Below are 16,360 nucleotides of genomic sequence, written 5' to 3'. Positions count from 1 at the left end.
TTTGCAGCCCACTGCGAATCCGGGAGTAGCCCTGCCGTGAGTCACCGCCCCCTGCTCAGCCAGTTCGATTCAGCGGAGCAACTGCTGGCCCTGCTGCCTCAGCAGGTCTGGCTGCTGGACGAAGCACTGAAGGCGCAATTTGTGCCGCCCGAGTTGTCCAAGCAATGCGGCGTGTCCATGGACACGCTGTCGCAACAAGGCTGGCTGGCCGCAATCCACCCGGACGACGCACAACAAGTTCAGCTGGCCTTTGCCCAGGATGTCGAGCATCTCAGCCTGGATTACCGATGGCGCCAGGCCGAAGGCAGCTACCGCTGGGTTCTGGCACGAGCGCGGCGCTTGCCTGGTCCGCGTTCGGCATGGCTGGGCACACATACCGATATCGATGCACGCAAGAACGGGGAACTCGCGCTGAGTCACAACGATTCGCTGTGGAAGCTGGCGCTCGAAAGCAGCGGCGACGGCGTGTGGGATTGGTACGTTCAAGCCGGCATCGAGTTGTACTCGCCGCGCTGCCTGCAGATCTACGGCTATGGGGAAGGCGATGTCCAGCCCACGCCCGAAGAATTCGATGCGCGCACCCATCCCGATGACCTGGCCCAGATGCAGCAGGACCGCGAAGACCACTTCAGCGGGCGCAAGAGCAGCTATCGCAATGAGCACCGCATCCAATGCAAGGACGGCAGCTGGAAGTGGGTGCTGAGCCGCGGCATGGTGATCAGCCGCGATGAACAGGGCCAGCCCTTGCGCATGGTGGGCACGCACACCGACATCACCGCCAGGCGCGAGCAGGAAGCCATCGTTTGGCGCCAGTCTCGCCACGACGCCTTGACCGGACTGCCCAACCGGACCCTGCTGCGCGAGCATCTGGAGGCCGAGTTGCGGGCAAGAAGCGCGCTGCCGCAGCCGGCGCCGCTGGCGGTGCTCTTCGTCGATCTGGACCATTTCAAGGAGGTCAACGACACCCTGGGGCATGGCGCGGGTGATGCCCTGCTGCTGCAAGCCGCAGAACGGATTCAGGCCTGCCTCGGGCCCAAGGACGTTGTCGGCCGCATGGGCGGCGACGAGTTCACCGTGCTGCTCGGTGAGGTGCGCAGCGGCGAGAGTGCCGAGCACATGGCGCAGCAGCTGATCGACAGCCTGGCGCGCGTCTTCACCCTTGGACATGAACGTGTCTTCGTGTCGGCCAGCATCGGCATCAGCCTGTTTCCGGAACATGGCCAGCAGATCGAGACGCTCTTCAAGCACGCGGACCAGGCGCTGTACGTCTCCAAGGGCGCAGGCCGCAACCGCTACAGCCACTTCACGCCAGAGTTGCAGCAGGCCGCACAACTGCGCATGCGGCTGGCCACCGACTTGCGCGGCGCCCTGGCGGCCGGTCAGCTGTGCCTGCACTACCAACCGATCGTGCGACTTTCTGACGGCAGCGTCAGCATGGCCGAAGCCCTGCTGCGCTGGCAGCATCCAAGCCTGGGCGACATCAGCCCGGCCGTCTTCATTCCCATCGCCGAGAGCACCGGGCAGATTCAGCAGATCGGCGCCTGGGTGTTCCGCACTGCTCAAGCGCAGGCGGAAGTCTGGCGGCGCTCCTTGCGTGCGGACTTCCAGATCAGCGTGAACACATCGCCTGTGGAGTTTCGCGCGCCAGACCGGAGCGCACGCAACGGACTCGCCAGCAGCAGCGGTGCGCTGCGATGGCTGGACGCATGCCTGCAGGTGGACGCCGTGAGTCTGGAGATCACCGAAGGCTTGTTGCTCGACAACGAGCCTGCAGTGGCCCAGCAACTCAGCAGCCTGCGAACTGCCGGTATCCAGATCTCGCTGGACGACTTCGGCACCGGCTACTCGTCGCTGGCCTATCTGCAGCAGCACTCCATCGACGTCATCAAGATCGACAAGAGTTTCGTGCACGGCATAGGCCCCGGCTCCACAGGCCTCGCCCTGTGCAAGGCCATCATCGCCATGGCTCACGAGATGGGCCTGCGGGTGGTGGCAGAAGGCGTGGAGACCGAATTGCAGGCCTCGCTGCTGCTGAAGGCCGGTTGCGACTATGGCCAGGGCTACTGGTTCTCCAAAGCCCTGCCCGCTGACGCCTTGGCGCAGTGGCTCAATCAAGGCGTCGCTGCGAGCAGCAAGCACTGAGCGCGAGGCTGCCCCGGCGCGTTCGGCCTAGGTGAGGACTCAGCCAAACAAACGCAAAAGGCCAGCACATGCGTGCTGGCCTTTCTTGTTTGGTGCCCAGGAGAGGACTCGAACCTCCACGGAGTTACCCGCTAGTACCTGAAACTAGTGCGTCTACCAATTCCGCCACCTGGGCTTTCAGGCTCCGCCTTGCAGCGAAGAGGCCGAACTATAACATCAAAATTTCAGCCCGGACCGAAGTTCGTGAGACCGAGTGCAGACTGAGGGTTCAACACCGTCTGGATCGCGCCAGCCAGCCGCAGCACGGCGGGGTCACTGCGCTCGCGGTAATGCTGCAGCAGCGAGGGACCGACGCCATGCTCCGCGCTGAAACTGCCACCCAGCGACGCAACGACGGCATAGACGCCGGCGCGCAGACGCTCCAATTCATCATTAGGCAAGGTCCCTTCTGATTTGGGCCAGACCAGGTTGAAATGCAGCCCACCATCGCCCAGGTGGCCGAAGTCCGCCACGCGCGCCGCGGGAAAGGCCTGCGCCAACCAGGCCGCAGCCTCGGCGCGAAAGCGCATGAAGTGGCGGCGCGGCAGCGAGATGTCGAAGCCGATCACCTTGCCCTGCTCACGCAGGCCCTCGCTGACGCTGTGGCGCAAGGCCCAGATCGTCTCTTCGGCGCCGAGCACGGCATCCACCACGCTGCCAGCCTCGAACTCGCCCTCCAGCCATTGCTGCAGCAAGGCATTGAGATCCAGCACCGCCGCAGGCAGCTCGCTGGACAACTCGATCAGCAGCGCGTACTCAGGCAATTGCCCATCGAACAGTCGCCCGGGATCGCCGCACACATGCAGCGCCGCTTGCAGGGCCGGCCGCGACAGGCCTTCGAAGGCGCTGATCAGCCCGCAGAACTCGGCCGCCATCGCACGCTGATACAGCGGCATCACCGCCTCCAGGCTCCCCGGCGCCACCAGCACGGCGGCCTGCTGGAGCGGCAGTGGATGCAGCTTCAAGGTGGCCTCGCAGACCAGCGCCAGCGAGCCCGAGCTGCCGATCATCAGGTGCTGCAGCGCCAGCCCGGCGTTGTCCTTCTGCAGGCCGCGCCCTAGTTGCAGCAGCTGTCCGGCCGGTTCGGCCAGGGCCACCTGCAGCGCCAGGGTGTTGGCGCGCACATCGCCATAGCGCAGCATGCGTGTGCCGCCGGTGTTGTGGGCCAGCATGCCGCCGATGCTCGGATCGGCGCTCAGGTCGATCGGGAACCACAGGCCATGCGGCGCCAGACGCTCATTGATCTCGGAGAGCTTGAAGCCAGCCGAGACGCGCAGCGTGCGATCCAGCAGATCGAGCTCGAAGCATTCGCGCATGCGCTCGGTCGACAGCAGCACCTGCCGCCCCGCGTCCCTGGGCGTGCCGGCCAGCACCAGGCCGGTGTGGGCGCCCTGCGGCACCAGGATCAGATCAGACGCTGCACACAGCGCCAGCAGCGCCGCGGCCTCAGCTGAAGTGGCCGGCCGCAGCAGCGCGGCCGCCTGGCCGCTACCGTAGCGGGCGGCCTCGAGATAGCGCGGCTCGACCTGCGTGCCCGGCACGACATGGGCGGCGCCGCAGATCGCCGCCGCAGCGTCGAGAAAACCCTGTTGCATCAGCAGGCCGCCGCGGTCATCTTGAAGATGCCGGTGGCATTGCCGGCGTCGAAGCGTAGGTCCAGGCCCTCGCTGTCGCGCTCGCGCTGGATGAACTCGTGGAAGGAGCCGGGCACGGTGCGTGTCACGACCTGACCCTCATGCAGGAACTGGCGCTGCACCGGCGCAGCCTTGAAGGCCGTCTGGCGCACCCGACCTGATGCCGAAGTCTCGATACTGTCCTTGATGGGCCGCTCCAGCGCCTTCTGCATCGCTGCCACGGCTTCGATGTCCGCCACGCGGTCGGTCGCATGGTTGAAGGCATTGCCCTCGGTGGCGATCCAGGCCATCTCGGCCGACTCGGCCAGCAGGGTCTCGTAGTCCGTTTGCGTGAACAACGGATGCTGGCGCGCAAAGCAGGTGATCAAGGTCGGCAGCAGGGTCAGCGCATCGTCCCACGGCAAGGCTGCATCGCGCGCTAGGCGCTCCAGACGGGCCATGTCGGCGGGGCTGAGCGGATCGCGCGAAGCGCCCAGCACGCGACTGACGGCTGCCTGGAAGGCCGGCGAGAACTGCTCGGGATGCAACTCGGAGACAAAGAACTGTGCGATGTCCTCGGGGAAGTCGATATGCCGCCAGCTGCGGCCCGTCATCTTCAGGCGCGGCAGCGGGTAGGTGTCGGCATGCGCGAACCCCAGCGGGCGCAACACGCGCGTGATAGCAGCCTCGCCGGGCGGCAGTGCGCCACTGGGCCAGGCCACGGTGCGCAGCGCGCCATGGTCGAACACGATGCGCTCACCGCCACGCTGGCAATCGGCCACATAGGCCGCACCGGCAGGCACGCGCGACAGCACATCGCGGAACAAGGCTAGGTTCAGCGCCTGCGCCAATTCGGCGCGGCTGACGCTGGCCGCCACCGGCTTCAGCAAGGCAGGCGTGATGTAAACCTGGGCCAGGATCTGCTGCGCAGGAACATCGCCCAGCGCCGCGCTCAGCAATCGGAAAAGTCCGGTCTCTGTCATGTCAATCACAAGGTGTCGGAGGTCAAGAAGAAAAGCCGGCACCTCACGGCGCCGGCCTTGGCTTGCAGCGCTCAGACGTCGAACTTGACGCCCTGCGCCAGCGGCAGCTCGCGCGAGTAGTTCACCGTGTTGGTGGTGCGGCGCATATAGGCCTTCCAGGCGTCGGAGCCGGATTCGCGGCCACCGCCGGTTTCTTTCTCGCCACCGAAGGCGCCGCCGATCTCGGCGCCCGAGGTGCCGATGTTGACGTTGGCAATGCCGCAATCCGAGCCGGACGCTGACATGAACAGTTCGGCTTCGCGGATGTCGTTGGTGAAGATCGCCGACGACAGGCCTTGCGGCACCTCGTTCTGCAACGCGATGGCTTCGTCCAGGCTCTTGTACTTCATCGTGTACAGGATGGGCGCGAAGGTCTCGTGTTTGACGATCTCGGTCTGCGCGGGCATGCGCACCAGGGCTGGCACCGCATACCAGGCGTTCGGATACTGCTCTGCCAGCGCACGGCCACCGCCGCTGACCTCGCCGCCCTGCGCGCGCGCCGCTGCCAGCGCCGCCTGCATGGCATCGAAGGCCTGCTGGTCGATCAGTGGGCCGATCAGATGGCCGGGCTCGATGGGGCTGCCGATCTTGAGCTGGGCGCGGGCGCGGTCCAGGCGGGCGGCCAGCTCGTCATGGATGCTCTCGTGCGCGATCACGCGGCGCGTGGTGGTGCAGCGTTGTCCAGCGGTGCCATAAGCGCCGAACAGGATGCCGCGCACCGCAAGATCCAGATCGGCACTGGGGGTGACGATGATGGCATTGTTGCCGCCCAGTTCCAGCAGGCAGCGGCCGAAGCGTGCCGCCACGCGCGGGCCAACTGCTCGGCCCATGCGGGTGGAGCCGGTGGCCGAAACCAGGGCCACCTTGGCATGGTCGACCATCGCCTCGCCGACCGTGGCGTCGCCGTTGAGGGTCTGCGACAGATGCTCGGGCGCGGCATGGCCGGCAGCGGTATAGCGCGCCAGGGCCTTGTCGAACAAGGCCTGGGTGGCCAGAGCCGTCAACGGGGTCTTCTCGCTGGGCTTCCACAGGCAGGTATCGCCGCAGACCAGGGCCAGTGCCGAGTTCCAGGCCCACACGGCCACCGGGAAGTTGAAGGCCGAGATGATGCCCACCACACCCAGCGGCAGGTACTGCTCCATCATGCGATGGCCAGGTCGCTCGCTGGCGATGGTGAGGCCGTGCAGCTGGCGCGACAGGCCAACGGCGAAGTCGCAGATGTCGATCATCTCCTGCACCTCGCCCTCGCCTTCGCTGCTGACCTTGCCGGCCTCCAGCGAGACCAGGCGAGCCAGCTCGGCCTTGTGCGCACGCAGCTCTTCGCCGAACAGGCGCACCAGCTCGCCGCGCTTGGGAGCGGGCACATTGCGCCATTGCAGGAAGGCGGCATGGGCGCGCTCAACCGCGGCACGCATCTCGTCGGCCGTGGCGGCGTGGACCGCCCCCAGAGACACGCCATCGATCGGCGAGCGCACCGGCAGGGACCCGCCGGTGAAGGCGGCGCTGGGAACGCCCAGGGCGTTCAGGAGTTCAGAAACATTCATGGTCGAGTGCTTGTTGGGCTCTGTGAGATTGTCGATCAACCGATGCTTTCCACCTGGCGCGACTGTTGATAAGCCCGGCCGAAGCGGTTGGCCAGAAAGTCCGGCAACTCGACCTGCTCCTGGCGGATGAAGCCGCTTTGCGGCAGCTTGCCTTCACGGAACAGATCGACAGCGGCGCAGATGCCGGCCGCGGTGGTGATCTGGATCGCCGACAGCGGTTCGGCCGCGTCGCGCTCGGCAAAGATCTTGCGCGCGAACACTTCCTGCAGCAATGCGCCGTTCTTCATGCCGGAGACCGTCACGAAGACCAGCACCACATCCTGCATTGTCGCCGGCATGCTCTTGCGCATGATGTTCTTCAGCGCTTCCTGATCATTCTTGAGCTGCAGATCGCCCAGCAGGAACATCATCAGATCGCGATGGCCGGGGTAGCGCACGGTCTTGTAGTCGAGGTTCTTCACCCGGCCTTCCAGGGTCTCGCACAGCGTGCCCAGGCCGCCCGAGGTGTTGAAGGCCTCGTACTCGGTGCCGTCCAGCGAGAAGTGCTCCAGCCCTTCCAGCGGAAGCGCGTTGATGGTCTGGCCGTCGTGGATGGCCTCGCAGGGGTGGCAGTACTCGTTGATGAGGCCGTCCACACTCCAGGTCAGGTTGTACTTCAGCGCATTGGTCGGGAAGGCGGGCAGCGCGCCTACGCGCATCTTCACGTCCTGCAGGCTGTCAAAGCCCTTGGCCAGGTGTTGCGCCACGATGCCAATGAAACCGGGCGCCAGGCCGCACTGCGGCATGAAAGCCGTCTTGGCGCCTTCGGCCATCTGCATGATGGCCTTGGTGGCGGCCACGTCCTCGGTCAGGTCGAAGTAGTGGCAGCCGGTCTCCAGCGCCATCTGGGCCGCGGTGATGGCCAGGTGGTAGGGCAAGGCGTTGACTACAGCATCGTTGCCACGCAGCGCGGCGGCCAGCGCGGGCTTGCTCTCGGTGTCCACCTGTTGGGTGGCAATGCCTTCGGCAGCCAGCTTGGCCAGCGAGCCGGCGCTCTTGTCCAGCACGGTCACGCGGTAGTCGCCGCTGACGTGCAGCAGGCGGGCAATGGTCTGGCCGATGTGGCCGGCGCCCAGCAGGGCGATCTTCATTTGCTTTGGGTTCGTCATGGCAGGTGCTCCGCGCAAGTCAGCTGTTGATGCGATGGAGTCTAGGAAGAGCTGCTGACGAATGAAAGCGCGAGTTCGTCGAAACGATCTAAGATAATGACGCTTCGTCAGACACTTATGCCAATTCGGCGAAATCAAGGGTTATCCATGATGAGCAAGCCCACCTCTTCCACCGGCAGCACCCAGGCGCCTGGCATCAAGGACCCGCTGGACCGGGAACTGATCCATCTGCTGCAGGCAAATGCGCGCGAAAGCACGGCCACGCTGGCACGCAAACTGGGCGTGGCGCGCACCACCGTGGTGGCCCGGCTGGCCCGACTTGAAGCATCGGGCGCCATCGTCGGCTACACCACACGACTGGGCAGCGAAGCGGCCGACCAGGGCGTGCAGGCCTTCGTCGGCATCACCGTGCAGCCCAAGGCCGGGCGCGAGGTGGTGGCAAAGCTGTCGCGCTTCCCCGAGTTGCGCCAGCTGGCATCGGTCAGTGGCGAGTACGACTACATGGCCGTGCTGCGCGCCGAATCGACGATGCGCCTGGATGCGTTGCTGGACGAGCTGGGCGATATCGAAGGTGTGATCAAGACAACCAGCTCGGTGGTGCTGGCCTTGCGCGTCGACCGCACCAGCTGAGGCAGGCCCTCACCGGCGCGCAGCCGGCATGGCTCTTGCTGCAGTGCAAGCCATCCTCGTCCACCAGGAGAGCACCATGAAGTCCAAGGCCCTTGCCGCACGCGACCAACAAACCCTGAGCACCTGGAAAGTCCTGCTGCTGGTGGCCGGCCTCTGGTGCGCCCTGTATCCCGGCCTGCTCTGGGCGCTGGGCTACGCGGCCAAGGCCTGATCGGGCTGGCCGCCCGATTGAAGCAGGCTGGCGCCGCCCGCGCCGATCGCGTACAAACGCGCGCATCGCCAACCCTCACCGCCAGTCAAGCCGACTGCGGGCTTGCCAGCCATGACCTACCTGATCCTCGGCCTTGTCCTGTTCCTGGGCGTTCACTCGGTGCGCATCGCAGCCGATGGCTGGCGCAGTGCGCAGCTTGCCCGCCTCGGCGAGAACGCCTGGAAGGGCCTCTACAGCCTGGTCTCGATTGCCGGCTTCGCGCTGATCATCTGGGGCTACGGGCAAGCCCGCCTAACACCGCAGGTCCTGTGGGCCACACCCAAGGGCATGGCCCACCTGGCGTCGCTGCTGACGCTGATCGCCTTCGTGCTGCTGGCCGCGGCCTATGTGCCGCGCAACCACCTCAAGGCACGCCTGCGGCATCCGATGATCCTGGGCGTCAAGCTTTGGGCGCTGGCGCACCTGCTGGCCAACAACACGCTAGCCGACCTGCTGCTGTTCGGCGCCTTCCTGCTCTGGGCCGTGCTGGACTTCCGCGCCGCGCGCCAGCGCGACCGCGCCAACCCGCCCGCGCCGCTGCCGGCTTCAGCCGCAGGCACCGGTGCAACCGTGATCATCGGCCTCGCCGCCTGGGCCGGCTTCGCCTTCTGGGCGCATGCGGCTTGGATAGGCGTGCGGCCTATCGGCTGATCGCGTCCAGGGCCGCTCGGCCCTGGTCCGGCTGGTCGGTGAAGAAGCCATCCATGCCGGCCTCGATAAAGACGCGCAATTGCGCCGCCATATCGCCCAGCGCTGCCGGGCTGGCGCCGCGGGCGAATTCAGCCGGCAGGAACTGGTTCTCGGCGCGGAAGGTCCAGCCATGCACCAGCAGGCCGCGCGCATGGGCCTCGCGGACCAGCGCCGTCGGCGCCTGCAGGCGGCCGCCGGCACTGGGCACGATCAGCTGCGTGTGTGCGCCGATGCCGTCGGCATGGCCCTTGAGGAAGTCCAAGCCCGCCGCACGTGCCAGGTCTTGGTAGCTGCGCATGTCACCCGCCAGCTGGAAGTCGTACGGCCGCCCGCTGGCGCTGAGCAGTTGCACAAGACGCAGCTTCGTCCGGCTGCGCAGGTACTGCAGATTGCCCACCTCGAAGGACTGGATGAACACCGGCGCCTCGCGCTTGTCACCATAGGCGGCGTGCAGTTGCGCCAGCAGCAGGTCTTCCATGCGCGGCTGACCGGCGGCATCCATGAAGGCCTTGAAGTAGCTGGGATGCTTGGTCTCGGGATAGATGCCGATCACGCGGCCCAGCGCCTGGCTGCGCTGCTGCGCCAGCGTGATGACCTCGGCCAGCGTCGGGATCGGGTGCCGATCGTTGTGCGCGTTGTTGGCCAGGCGCAGATCACGCAGGCGCTCCTGGGCGCGCACATCGGCGCGCAGCTCAGCGGCCGTGAAGTCTTCGGCGAACCAGCCGGCCACCGGTTTGCCGTCCAGCTGCTTTATCGCCAGTCGATCTGCGTACTTCTCCAGCTGCCAGACATTGGTGCTGGTGTCGCTGCGATGAAGCTCCGGTCGGCCATCTGCGCTGCGCTTGATCGTGCGGCCGTCGGCCTCCAGCTCCACGCGCGCCAGCATGGGCTCATGCCGCGCATGCAGCACACCGTCCTTGCTCAGCACCAGATCGGGCTCGATGAAATCGGCGCCCTGCTCGATCGCCAGCGCATACGCCGCCAGCGTGTGCTCAGGCCGGTAGCCCGAGGCCCCGCGGTGGCCGATCAACAGCGGTGCGCGGCCATCCAGCGTCTTCCAGGCCGCGCCCTGCGCCCTCGCGGCGCCCAAGCCGAGCAGCGCGGGCGCCGCGGCCAGCAGGGTGCGGCGCTTCACAGCAACCCCCTGGTCTGTGCCATCAACCGCGTCAGGCCCAGCATCGCATCAGTGAAGGGCGTGGCCAGGCCGATCTGCTGCGCGATCTCGCGCACTGAGCCCACCAAGGACTGCAGCTCGATGGTGCGACCGGCCTCCACGTCCTGCAGCATCGAGGTCTTAAAGGCGCCCAGCTTGCGCGTCACCGCGTGGCGCTGCTCGGGCGTCTGGTCGACCGGGCAGCCGATGCGCGCGCCGATCTCCGACGCCTCGCGCATCACGTTCGTCACGAAGCCGCGAACCAGCTCGTCGTCGAGGATGCGGTCGCAGGTGGCCCCGGTCAGCGCCGAAATCGGGTTCATGGTCATATTGCCCCAGAGCTTGAACCAGATGTCCCGCTGGATGCAGTCGGACAACGTGGCATTGAAGCCGGCTTGCTGCAGCTGCGCTGCCAGTTGCTCGATTTGAGCGGGCCGGCCGCCCGCGGGCGCGCCGAGGATCAGGCCCATGCCCATCACATGCTTGACCAGGCCAGGCTCGGGCGTGGCGCAGCTGGCGTGCACCACCGAACCGATCACGCGCTCGCTGGGGATCAGCGCGCGCACCACGCCGCCCGGGTCCACCGACTCCAGCTGCAAGCCCTGGCAAGGGCCGGTCAGGCCATCGAAGAACCACCAGGGCACGCCGTTCATCGCCACCAGCACGCGTGTCTCGGGGCCGAGCAGGGCTGCCACCGCCGGCGCAACTGAAGCCAAGGCCGGCCCCTTGACGGCGACCACCACCAGGTCCTGCGGCCCCAGGTCCTCGGGGCGGTCGCTTGCGTTCAAGGGCACGCTGATGCGCTCGCCATCAGGCTTGTCCAGGCGCAGCCCCTGCTGACGCAAGGCCGCCAGCGTGGCGCCGCGCGCCAGCGCACTGAGCCTCACCTCGCCGGCCGAGGCATGGCCCAGATAAGCGCCGAACCAACCGCCAATGGCGCCCGCGCCAACAATGCAGACTTTCACACAGCACTCCCGAGATTGCTCAGATCGCGCATCCTAGCGGCAGGCAAAGCGCCGACAATTCGGCGCCCGCGCTTCAGCGCTCTACGAAACGCATCGCACCTCAGGCCGTCAACGATGTCCGCTTCTGCACCGCCCATCGCAAGCGAGCCGTCCTACCAGGACTGGCTGGCGCTGCGTTGCGTGCCGGTGATGCGCTTTGTCTACGCGATCGGTGGCGTGATCCCGCTGATCTACCTGCTGGGCGATCTGCTGATCGAACCGGCGCAGATCGAGGTGACACGGCTACGCCTGGCCTACCTGCTGTTCTGGCTCGTACTGAGCGCGCTCACTTTCAAGCCCGGCTGGAAGCTGCCGCTGGCCTGGTCCTATCCCGTCTACACCGCGGTCGGCGTGGCGGCCACCTGCGTGATCGACGGTGTGCTGCTGAACCGGCCTGACTTCATCCTCGCCACCTCCTTGCTCTACCTGGTGGGCCTGGTCATTGCCAAGGCGGGCGTGGCGCTGACGGCCCTGTGCGGCGCTTTGACCGTGCTGATCACGGCGCTGCTGCTGCCCCGGCTGGGCCTGGAAGCCGAAGCCGTGCAGCGCATTGCCTTCTTTCATCTGGTCTGGGCCGGCGCCTGTACCGCCGCTGCCGTGATGATTCAGAAGATGAACCGACAGTTGTTTGCTACCGAGACCGAACTGCGGCGCACGCTGGCCCAGAACCAGCGCTTGCTGGACGAAGCGGACAAGCTGGCCCGCACCGACGCGTTGACGGCGCTGCCGAACCGACGCCAGTTCTTCCGTACCGCCGAACTGGCCCTGGTTGATGCCCGCCGGGACGGCACGCCCCTGGCCCTGCTGGCGCTGGATGTGGATCACTTCAAGCGCATCAACGATCAAGGCGGCCACCAATTCGGCGACACGGTGCTGCGAGCGGTGGCACAGTGCTGCCGCGACAGCCTGCGGGCCAGCGATCTGGCTGCGCGAATTGGCGGCGAGGAATTCGCGCTGATCCTGCCCGGCACCGACCTCAGCCAGGCGCAGCAACTGGCCGAGCGCCTGCGTGAACGAATTGCCGAGCTGCAATGGCCGGCCTCCGTGACCGTCAGCATCGGCTGCGCGGCGCTGGAAGCGCAGATGCCGGGCGTGGACGCCTTGCTGGCGCGCGCCGACGATGCGCTCTATGCCGCCAAGCAAGGCGGCCGCAACCGAGTCAGCAGTGCAGCGCGGGTGCGCGGCCTCATCGACTGAACTCCGGCGCGAGCTTCCGGCCGTGCGATCCGCAAGCCCTCAGGCCGGCCGGAAACGATGGGGCGCCCCACAATACGCAGCACTGTTGAATGAACCCCTTGCGGGTGGCAAAAGATGAAATACCTTCACACCATGGTCCGCGTGACCGATCTGGAACAGAGCCTGAAGTTCTACCGCGATGCGCTGGGGCTGCAGGAGATGCGCCGCAGCGAACACGAGGCCGGCCGCTTCACGCTGGTCTATCTGGGTGCCAGTGGCGACGAGGCCGGCAAGTACCAGCCCCAGGTCGAGCTGACCTACAACTGGCCCGATGCCGACGGCAAGGTCGAGACCTATACCGGCGGCCGCAATTTCGGCCATATCGCCTATGCAGTGCCTGACATCTACGCAGCCTGCCAGCGCCTGGCGGACCACGGCGTGACCATCCTGCGCCCGCCGCGCGATGGCCGCATGGCCTTCGTGCGCTCGCCCGACAACATCTCGGTCGAGCTGTTGCAAGACGGCCCGGCCCTGGCGCCCGCCCAGCCCTGGGCCTCGATGCCAAATACCGGCAGCTGGTGATGCACGCCCCGGCGGCTGCCATGCACCCGCCGCTGCTGGCCGCGCTGGGCATCACGCCCGCGCACCTGGCCGGCCGCGCGCTGGTGGCCCATGCCGAGGCGACCGAGCTGGTGCCGGCCGAGCGCAATGCCGCCGGGCGCGAGTTCCTGCTGACACCGGACACTGCCGCCGCCTGGGCCGAAATGAAGCATGCCGCGGCACAGGACGGCCTGGCCTTGTTGCTGGTGTCGGCCTTTCGCAGCATCGAGCGCCAGGCCGAGATCATCCGCGCCAAGCTGGCGGCGGGCTGCCGCCTCGACGAGATCCTGGCCGCCAGCGCACCGCCCGGCTATAGCGAGCACCACAGCGGCCGCGCCATCGATATCGGTACGCCCGAATCCGAGGCACTGGACGAGTGCTTCGAGCACACGCCCGCCTTTGCCTGGCTGCAGCGCCGCGCCGCAGAGTTCGGCTTCAGGCTGAGCTACCCGCGCGGCAATGCCGAGGGCTTTGTCTACGAGCCCTGGCACTGGTGCCTGCAGCGCTAGAGCGACTGACAAAACCCTGCTGGCGCCGTTGCCCTGGCTGGCCGTACCTGCATGTACTGTCTGCGCCAGGACGACTGACCAGAACCGCTTTGCTGGTTTTTTGGCCGCTCATAAAGCAAACAGCCGCCCGAAGGCGGCTGTGCGGAAACAGACGGTGAAGGATCAGACTTCGGTGACGAAGGCCGCGCGATCGCGGCGCACCTTCTTCAGGTTCACCAGCCAGTCACCTTCGGCGGCGCGATAGCCCAGCGGCATCAGCACCACAGAGCGCAGGCCGCGTGCGCGCAGGCCCAGGATCTCGTCGATCTTGGCCGGGTCGAAGCCTTCCATCGGCGTGGCGTCCACCTGCTCCTCGGCCGCGGCGATCAGGGCGGTGCCCAGGCCGATATAGGCCTGGCGAGCCGCGTGCTGGTAGTTCTCTTCGGCACTGCGCTTGGGGTAGAGGCCCAGCAGCATCTGGCGGTAGTTCTCCCAGCCTTCGTTCTTGAAGCCGCGCTGCTCATTCACCAGATCGAACATCATGTTGATGCGCTCGACTGTGTAGTTGTCCCAGGCGGCAAACACCAGCAGGTGCGAGCCATCGGTGATCTGAGCCTGGTTCCAGGCGTGCGGCTGAATCTGCGCGCGCACCGCTGGGTCCGTCACCACGATCACTTCATAGGGTTGCAGACCGCTGGAGGTCGCCGTCAGGCGGATCGCCTCAAGGATGTGCTCCACCTTCTCCTGCGGCACAGCCTTGGCTGCGTCCATCTTCTTTGCGGCATAGCGCCACTTCAGTTTTTCGATCAGATTTGTCATGGGGGGACCCGAGTCCATCGTCAGTTGAGGATGGATGCTGAATGATTTCCGCCAGAGCGGCAGTCACCTAGCGGATACCCGCCTGACTTGCTCGCACAAATCCTGAGCCGTTTGACGCAGCGGGCCTGCTGTGCAAGCCCGCGCCCGCTGTCTCACCCCAGGGCTTCGACGCCCTCGCGGTGCTGCGACGGCGATGCCTGAGCACCCCACAGCGGCAGCAGACAAACTGCCAGCGCTTCGGGCACATCGTTGTCGAAGCTCATCAGCAACTCGGGTGCCAGGCCAAGGGCGGCCTCCTGCAAGACATCAAGCACCTGCGCGCGCTGCGCCGCGCCCAGCGCACGACCCATCCGGGCCTCCAGGCTGGACAGGCATTCATCCCGCAGACGGACCGAGCCCAGCACATGCCAGGCGTAGTCGATTTCATAGCGCGAGACCGCCTGCTGCAGGCTTTCGCCATCCAGCTTGGCCTCTTGGGCAAAGTGATTCAGCGTGCGGGTGCACAGGCTGTTGAGGAGCTGCGCGACGAGATCGCTGTTTTGGGTCTGCGCAGCAGCGCCGGTTCCGACAAGAGACATGTCCTGGGTCCTGTTCATCGAGCCCAAGACAGATGGGAACTGTGCCGGCCCAAGGCCGGACCGGCGGGGTCGATGGTACAGGAGTGCCCGAGCCCCGCCCCGGCACAGCGAGCCCGCAGGCGCTGCCGATCACTCCACCAGGATGCCGCGATGCCTCAGCGCCAGGTGGATCTTCTCGGCCAGGGTTTCCTTGTTGAAGGGCTTCACGACATAGCCCACAGCGCCCAGCTGGGCAGCGCGGATGATGTCCTCCTTGCGGCCCTCAGCCGTCACCAACAGCGTCGGAACCTTGCGCATCGGGTTGTCGTCCGGGAGCTTCTTGAGCGCATCCAGCAGCTCGAAGCCATTCATCTCCGGCATGTTGACGTCGCTCAGCACGAAGTGCACCGGCTCACCCGACAGCACCGACAACTCAAGCAGGCGCAAGGCCTCCTTGCCATTCTCGGCTTCCACGATCTTCTTGAAGCCGATCTCGCGCAGCAGACCGGCAATGATCCGCCGCATGGTCGAGAAATCATCTACCACCATGAAACAGAAATCTTCGCGCTTGACAGTTGTGACCATGCCCTACTCCGTTGTGCAGCGATCGTAACGTGTGCAGGCCGCACCGTCGGAAACGCCGAAGCCACTGCGAGCGGCGGATCAGCACGAATTGCAACTTGCCGCTCGGCTGTTCGCGAAGGGGGCCGTTCAGGCACAGCGTGAAGGAATGCACCCGCCAGCCCCGGGCACGGGAAAGGGCCGCGTGTCAGCTCGGCCGGCGAAGCCCGGCGTAGGTATGTTGCACGGAAGGCCTTGCCCTTGGGAAGCATTGCGTCGGACTCACTGCGTTCAGCGCATATTCGGCTCGGGCACCAACTCCAACCCATCCGGCAGCTCCCGCACAACCAGACCGTGCAGCACGGCCACCGCACGTACGAAGCCGACGCTGTCTCCCGTCCGGAACGAACCACTGACCCGCAAGCCGCCCAGGCCTCCAGAGCTCGCCAGCCTGATCGGCATCGCGCTGTAGCGGTTCATCTCTGCCACCGCCTCCAGCAGCGACGCATCATCAAAGATCGCCTCGCCACGCTTCCAGGCCAACAGCTGATCCATCCGAGGGCGATCCACCTGAAGTGCCACCGCACGCACCGAACCGCACAGCTGCACGCGCTCGCCCGGTGCCATCGTGACGGGTGCTGCGAGCACAGTCCCTGCAGCGCCGCCCTCGGGGCTGCGCAGGACGACCTGCCCCTCCACCAGCGTCACGGCCAGCGCGTCGCCAGCGGTCTTGCTGTCAGGCGTCACCCTCACGACGAAGGCCGTCCCGGTGGCAATCACCTCGGCGCTTGCCGCCTTCACGACGAAGGGACGCTGTGCATCCTTGGCCACCTCGAACAGCGCTTCGCCGCCCTCCACCTTGACGGTGCGCTCCTCCCGGCCAAGGGTCACCCGCACGCGGGTTGCCGTGTTCAAGGACATGCG

17 protein-coding genes and 1 tRNA gene are annotated in these 16,360 nt (G+C 66.4%); 7 read left to right on the top strand and 11 right to left on the bottom strand.

Features of this window, described 5'->3' with window-relative positions:
* Window positions 1-36: 36 nt before the first annotated feature.
* Window positions 37-2,142: a putative bifunctional diguanylate cyclase/phosphodiesterase gene (locus ACIQ67_RS07360; protein WP_397533706.1), complete on the top strand. Its 2,106-nt coding sequence runs from the start codon at window positions 37-39 to the stop codon at window positions 2,140-2,142.
* A 90-nt stretch (window positions 2,143-2,232) separates the two neighbouring features.
* Here the strand turns inward: ACIQ67_RS07360 and ACIQ67_RS07355 are convergent.
* From ACIQ67_RS07355 to ACIQ67_RS07335, 5 genes are all read right to left on the bottom strand, one after another.
* Window positions 2,233-2,317: transfer RNA gene (locus ACIQ67_RS07355), tRNA-Leu, on the bottom strand.
* A gap of 49 nt (window positions 2,318-2,366) precedes the next feature.
* Window positions 2,367-3,776, bottom strand: a complete 1,410-nt coding sequence (locus ACIQ67_RS07350; RefSeq protein WP_397533705.1) for an FAD-binding oxidoreductase — start codon at window positions 3,774-3,776, stop codon at window positions 2,367-2,369.
* A complete protein-coding gene (locus ACIQ67_RS07345; RefSeq protein WP_397533704.1) occupies window positions 3,776-4,777 on the bottom strand; it encodes a DUF1338 domain-containing protein in 1,002 nt (333 codons plus the stop codon). The genes ACIQ67_RS07350 and ACIQ67_RS07345 overlap by 1 nt, the downstream gene beginning before the upstream one ends.
* A 71-nt stretch (window positions 4,778-4,848) precedes the next feature.
* Entirely contained in the window at window positions 4,849-6,360 is a 1,512-nt protein-coding gene (locus ACIQ67_RS07340) for an aldehyde dehydrogenase family protein (RefSeq protein WP_397533703.1), read from the bottom strand.
* Between the two features lie 35 nt (window positions 6,361-6,395).
* Window positions 6,396-7,490: a saccharopine dehydrogenase NADP-binding domain-containing protein gene (locus ACIQ67_RS07335; RefSeq protein ID WP_397533735.1), complete on the bottom strand. Its 1,095-nt coding sequence runs from the start codon at window positions 7,488-7,490 to the stop codon at window positions 6,396-6,398.
* 168 nt (window positions 7,491-7,658) lie between these two features.
* On the opposite strand from ACIQ67_RS07335, the gene ACIQ67_RS07330 reads away from it, so the two are divergent.
* The 3 genes from ACIQ67_RS07330 (at window position 7,659) to ACIQ67_RS07320 (ending at window position 9,039) form a co-directional block, all read left to right on the top strand.
* Window positions 7,659-8,138: an Lrp/AsnC family transcriptional regulator gene (locus ACIQ67_RS07330; protein ID WP_397533734.1), complete on the top strand. Its 480-nt coding sequence runs from the start codon at window positions 7,659-7,661 to the stop codon at window positions 8,136-8,138.
* Between the two features lie 76 nt (window positions 8,139-8,214).
* Window positions 8,215-8,349, top strand: coding sequence for a hypothetical protein (locus tag ACIQ67_RS07325; RefSeq protein ID WP_397533702.1), 135 nt, complete (start codon window positions 8,215-8,217; stop codon window positions 8,347-8,349).
* Between the two features lie 111 nt (window positions 8,350-8,460).
* Window positions 8,461-9,039, top strand: coding sequence for an NnrU family protein (locus ACIQ67_RS07320; RefSeq protein ID WP_397533701.1), 579 nt, complete (start codon window positions 8,461-8,463; stop codon window positions 9,037-9,039).
* Here the strand turns inward: ACIQ67_RS07320 and ACIQ67_RS07315 are convergent.
* Complete coding sequence (locus ACIQ67_RS07315) at window positions 9,029-10,213, bottom strand: glycerophosphodiester phosphodiesterase family protein (RefSeq protein ID WP_397533700.1); 1,185 nt, start codon at window positions 10,211-10,213, stop codon at window positions 9,029-9,031. The two genes, ACIQ67_RS07320 and ACIQ67_RS07315, sit on opposite strands and share 11 nt — an antisense overlap.
* On the bottom strand, window positions 10,210-11,196 hold the full coding sequence (locus ACIQ67_RS07310; RefSeq protein WP_397533699.1) for a 2-dehydropantoate 2-reductase: 987 nt from the start codon (window positions 11,194-11,196) through the stop codon (window positions 10,210-10,212). The genes ACIQ67_RS07315 and ACIQ67_RS07310 overlap by 4 nt, the downstream gene beginning before the upstream one ends.
* Before the next feature lie 114 nt (window positions 11,197-11,310).
* On the opposite strand from ACIQ67_RS07310, the gene ACIQ67_RS07305 reads away from it, so the two are divergent.
* From ACIQ67_RS07305 to ACIQ67_RS07295, 3 genes are all read left to right on the top strand, one after another.
* The gene (locus ACIQ67_RS07305; RefSeq protein ID WP_397533698.1) at window positions 11,311-12,432 is read left to right on the top strand and encodes a diguanylate cyclase; all 1,122 of its coding nucleotides are present in this window, start codon (window positions 11,311-11,313) and stop codon (window positions 12,430-12,432) included.
* Window positions 12,433-12,564: 132 nt separating this feature from the next.
* Window positions 12,565-12,993, top strand: coding sequence for a VOC family protein (locus ACIQ67_RS07300; RefSeq protein ID WP_397533697.1), 429 nt, complete (start codon window positions 12,565-12,567; stop codon window positions 12,991-12,993).
* On the top strand, window positions 12,993-13,520 hold the full coding sequence (locus tag ACIQ67_RS07295) for a D-alanyl-D-alanine carboxypeptidase family protein (protein ID WP_397533696.1): 528 nt from the start codon (window positions 12,993-12,995) through the stop codon (window positions 13,518-13,520). The genes ACIQ67_RS07300 and ACIQ67_RS07295 overlap by 1 nt, the downstream gene beginning before the upstream one ends.
* 162 nt (window positions 13,521-13,682) lie before the next feature.
* On the opposite strand, the gene ACIQ67_RS07290 is transcribed toward ACIQ67_RS07295, so the two are convergent.
* From ACIQ67_RS07290 to ACIQ67_RS07275, 4 genes are all read right to left on the bottom strand, one after another.
* Window positions 13,683-14,318 (bottom strand): NAD(P)H-dependent oxidoreductase, encoded by a 636-nt coding sequence (locus ACIQ67_RS07290; RefSeq protein ID WP_397533695.1) that lies wholly within the window; start codon window positions 14,316-14,318, stop codon window positions 13,683-13,685.
* A 152-nt stretch (window positions 14,319-14,470) separates the two neighbouring features.
* Window positions 14,471-14,896, bottom strand: coding sequence for a hypothetical protein (locus ACIQ67_RS07285; protein ID WP_397533694.1), 426 nt, complete (start codon window positions 14,894-14,896; stop codon window positions 14,471-14,473).
* 129 nt (window positions 14,897-15,025) lie between these two features.
* The gene (locus ACIQ67_RS07280; RefSeq protein ID WP_397533693.1) at window positions 15,026-15,460 is read right to left on the bottom strand and encodes a response regulator; all 435 of its coding nucleotides are present in this window, start codon (window positions 15,458-15,460) and stop codon (window positions 15,026-15,028) included.
* A gap of 267 nt (window positions 15,461-15,727) precedes the next feature.
* A partial coding sequence (locus ACIQ67_RS07275; protein ID WP_397533692.1) for a FecR family protein occupies window positions 15,728-16,360 on the bottom strand: 633 nt, incomplete at its 5' end.

The organism is Roseateles sp. (genome assembly GCF_044373315.1).
GTDB lineage: Bacteria > Pseudomonadota > Gammaproteobacteria > Burkholderiales > Burkholderiaceae_C > JACDQM01.
The sequence above is the reverse complement of the archived record's forward strand: the minus strand, read 5'-3'. Positions and strand labels throughout refer to the sequence as shown.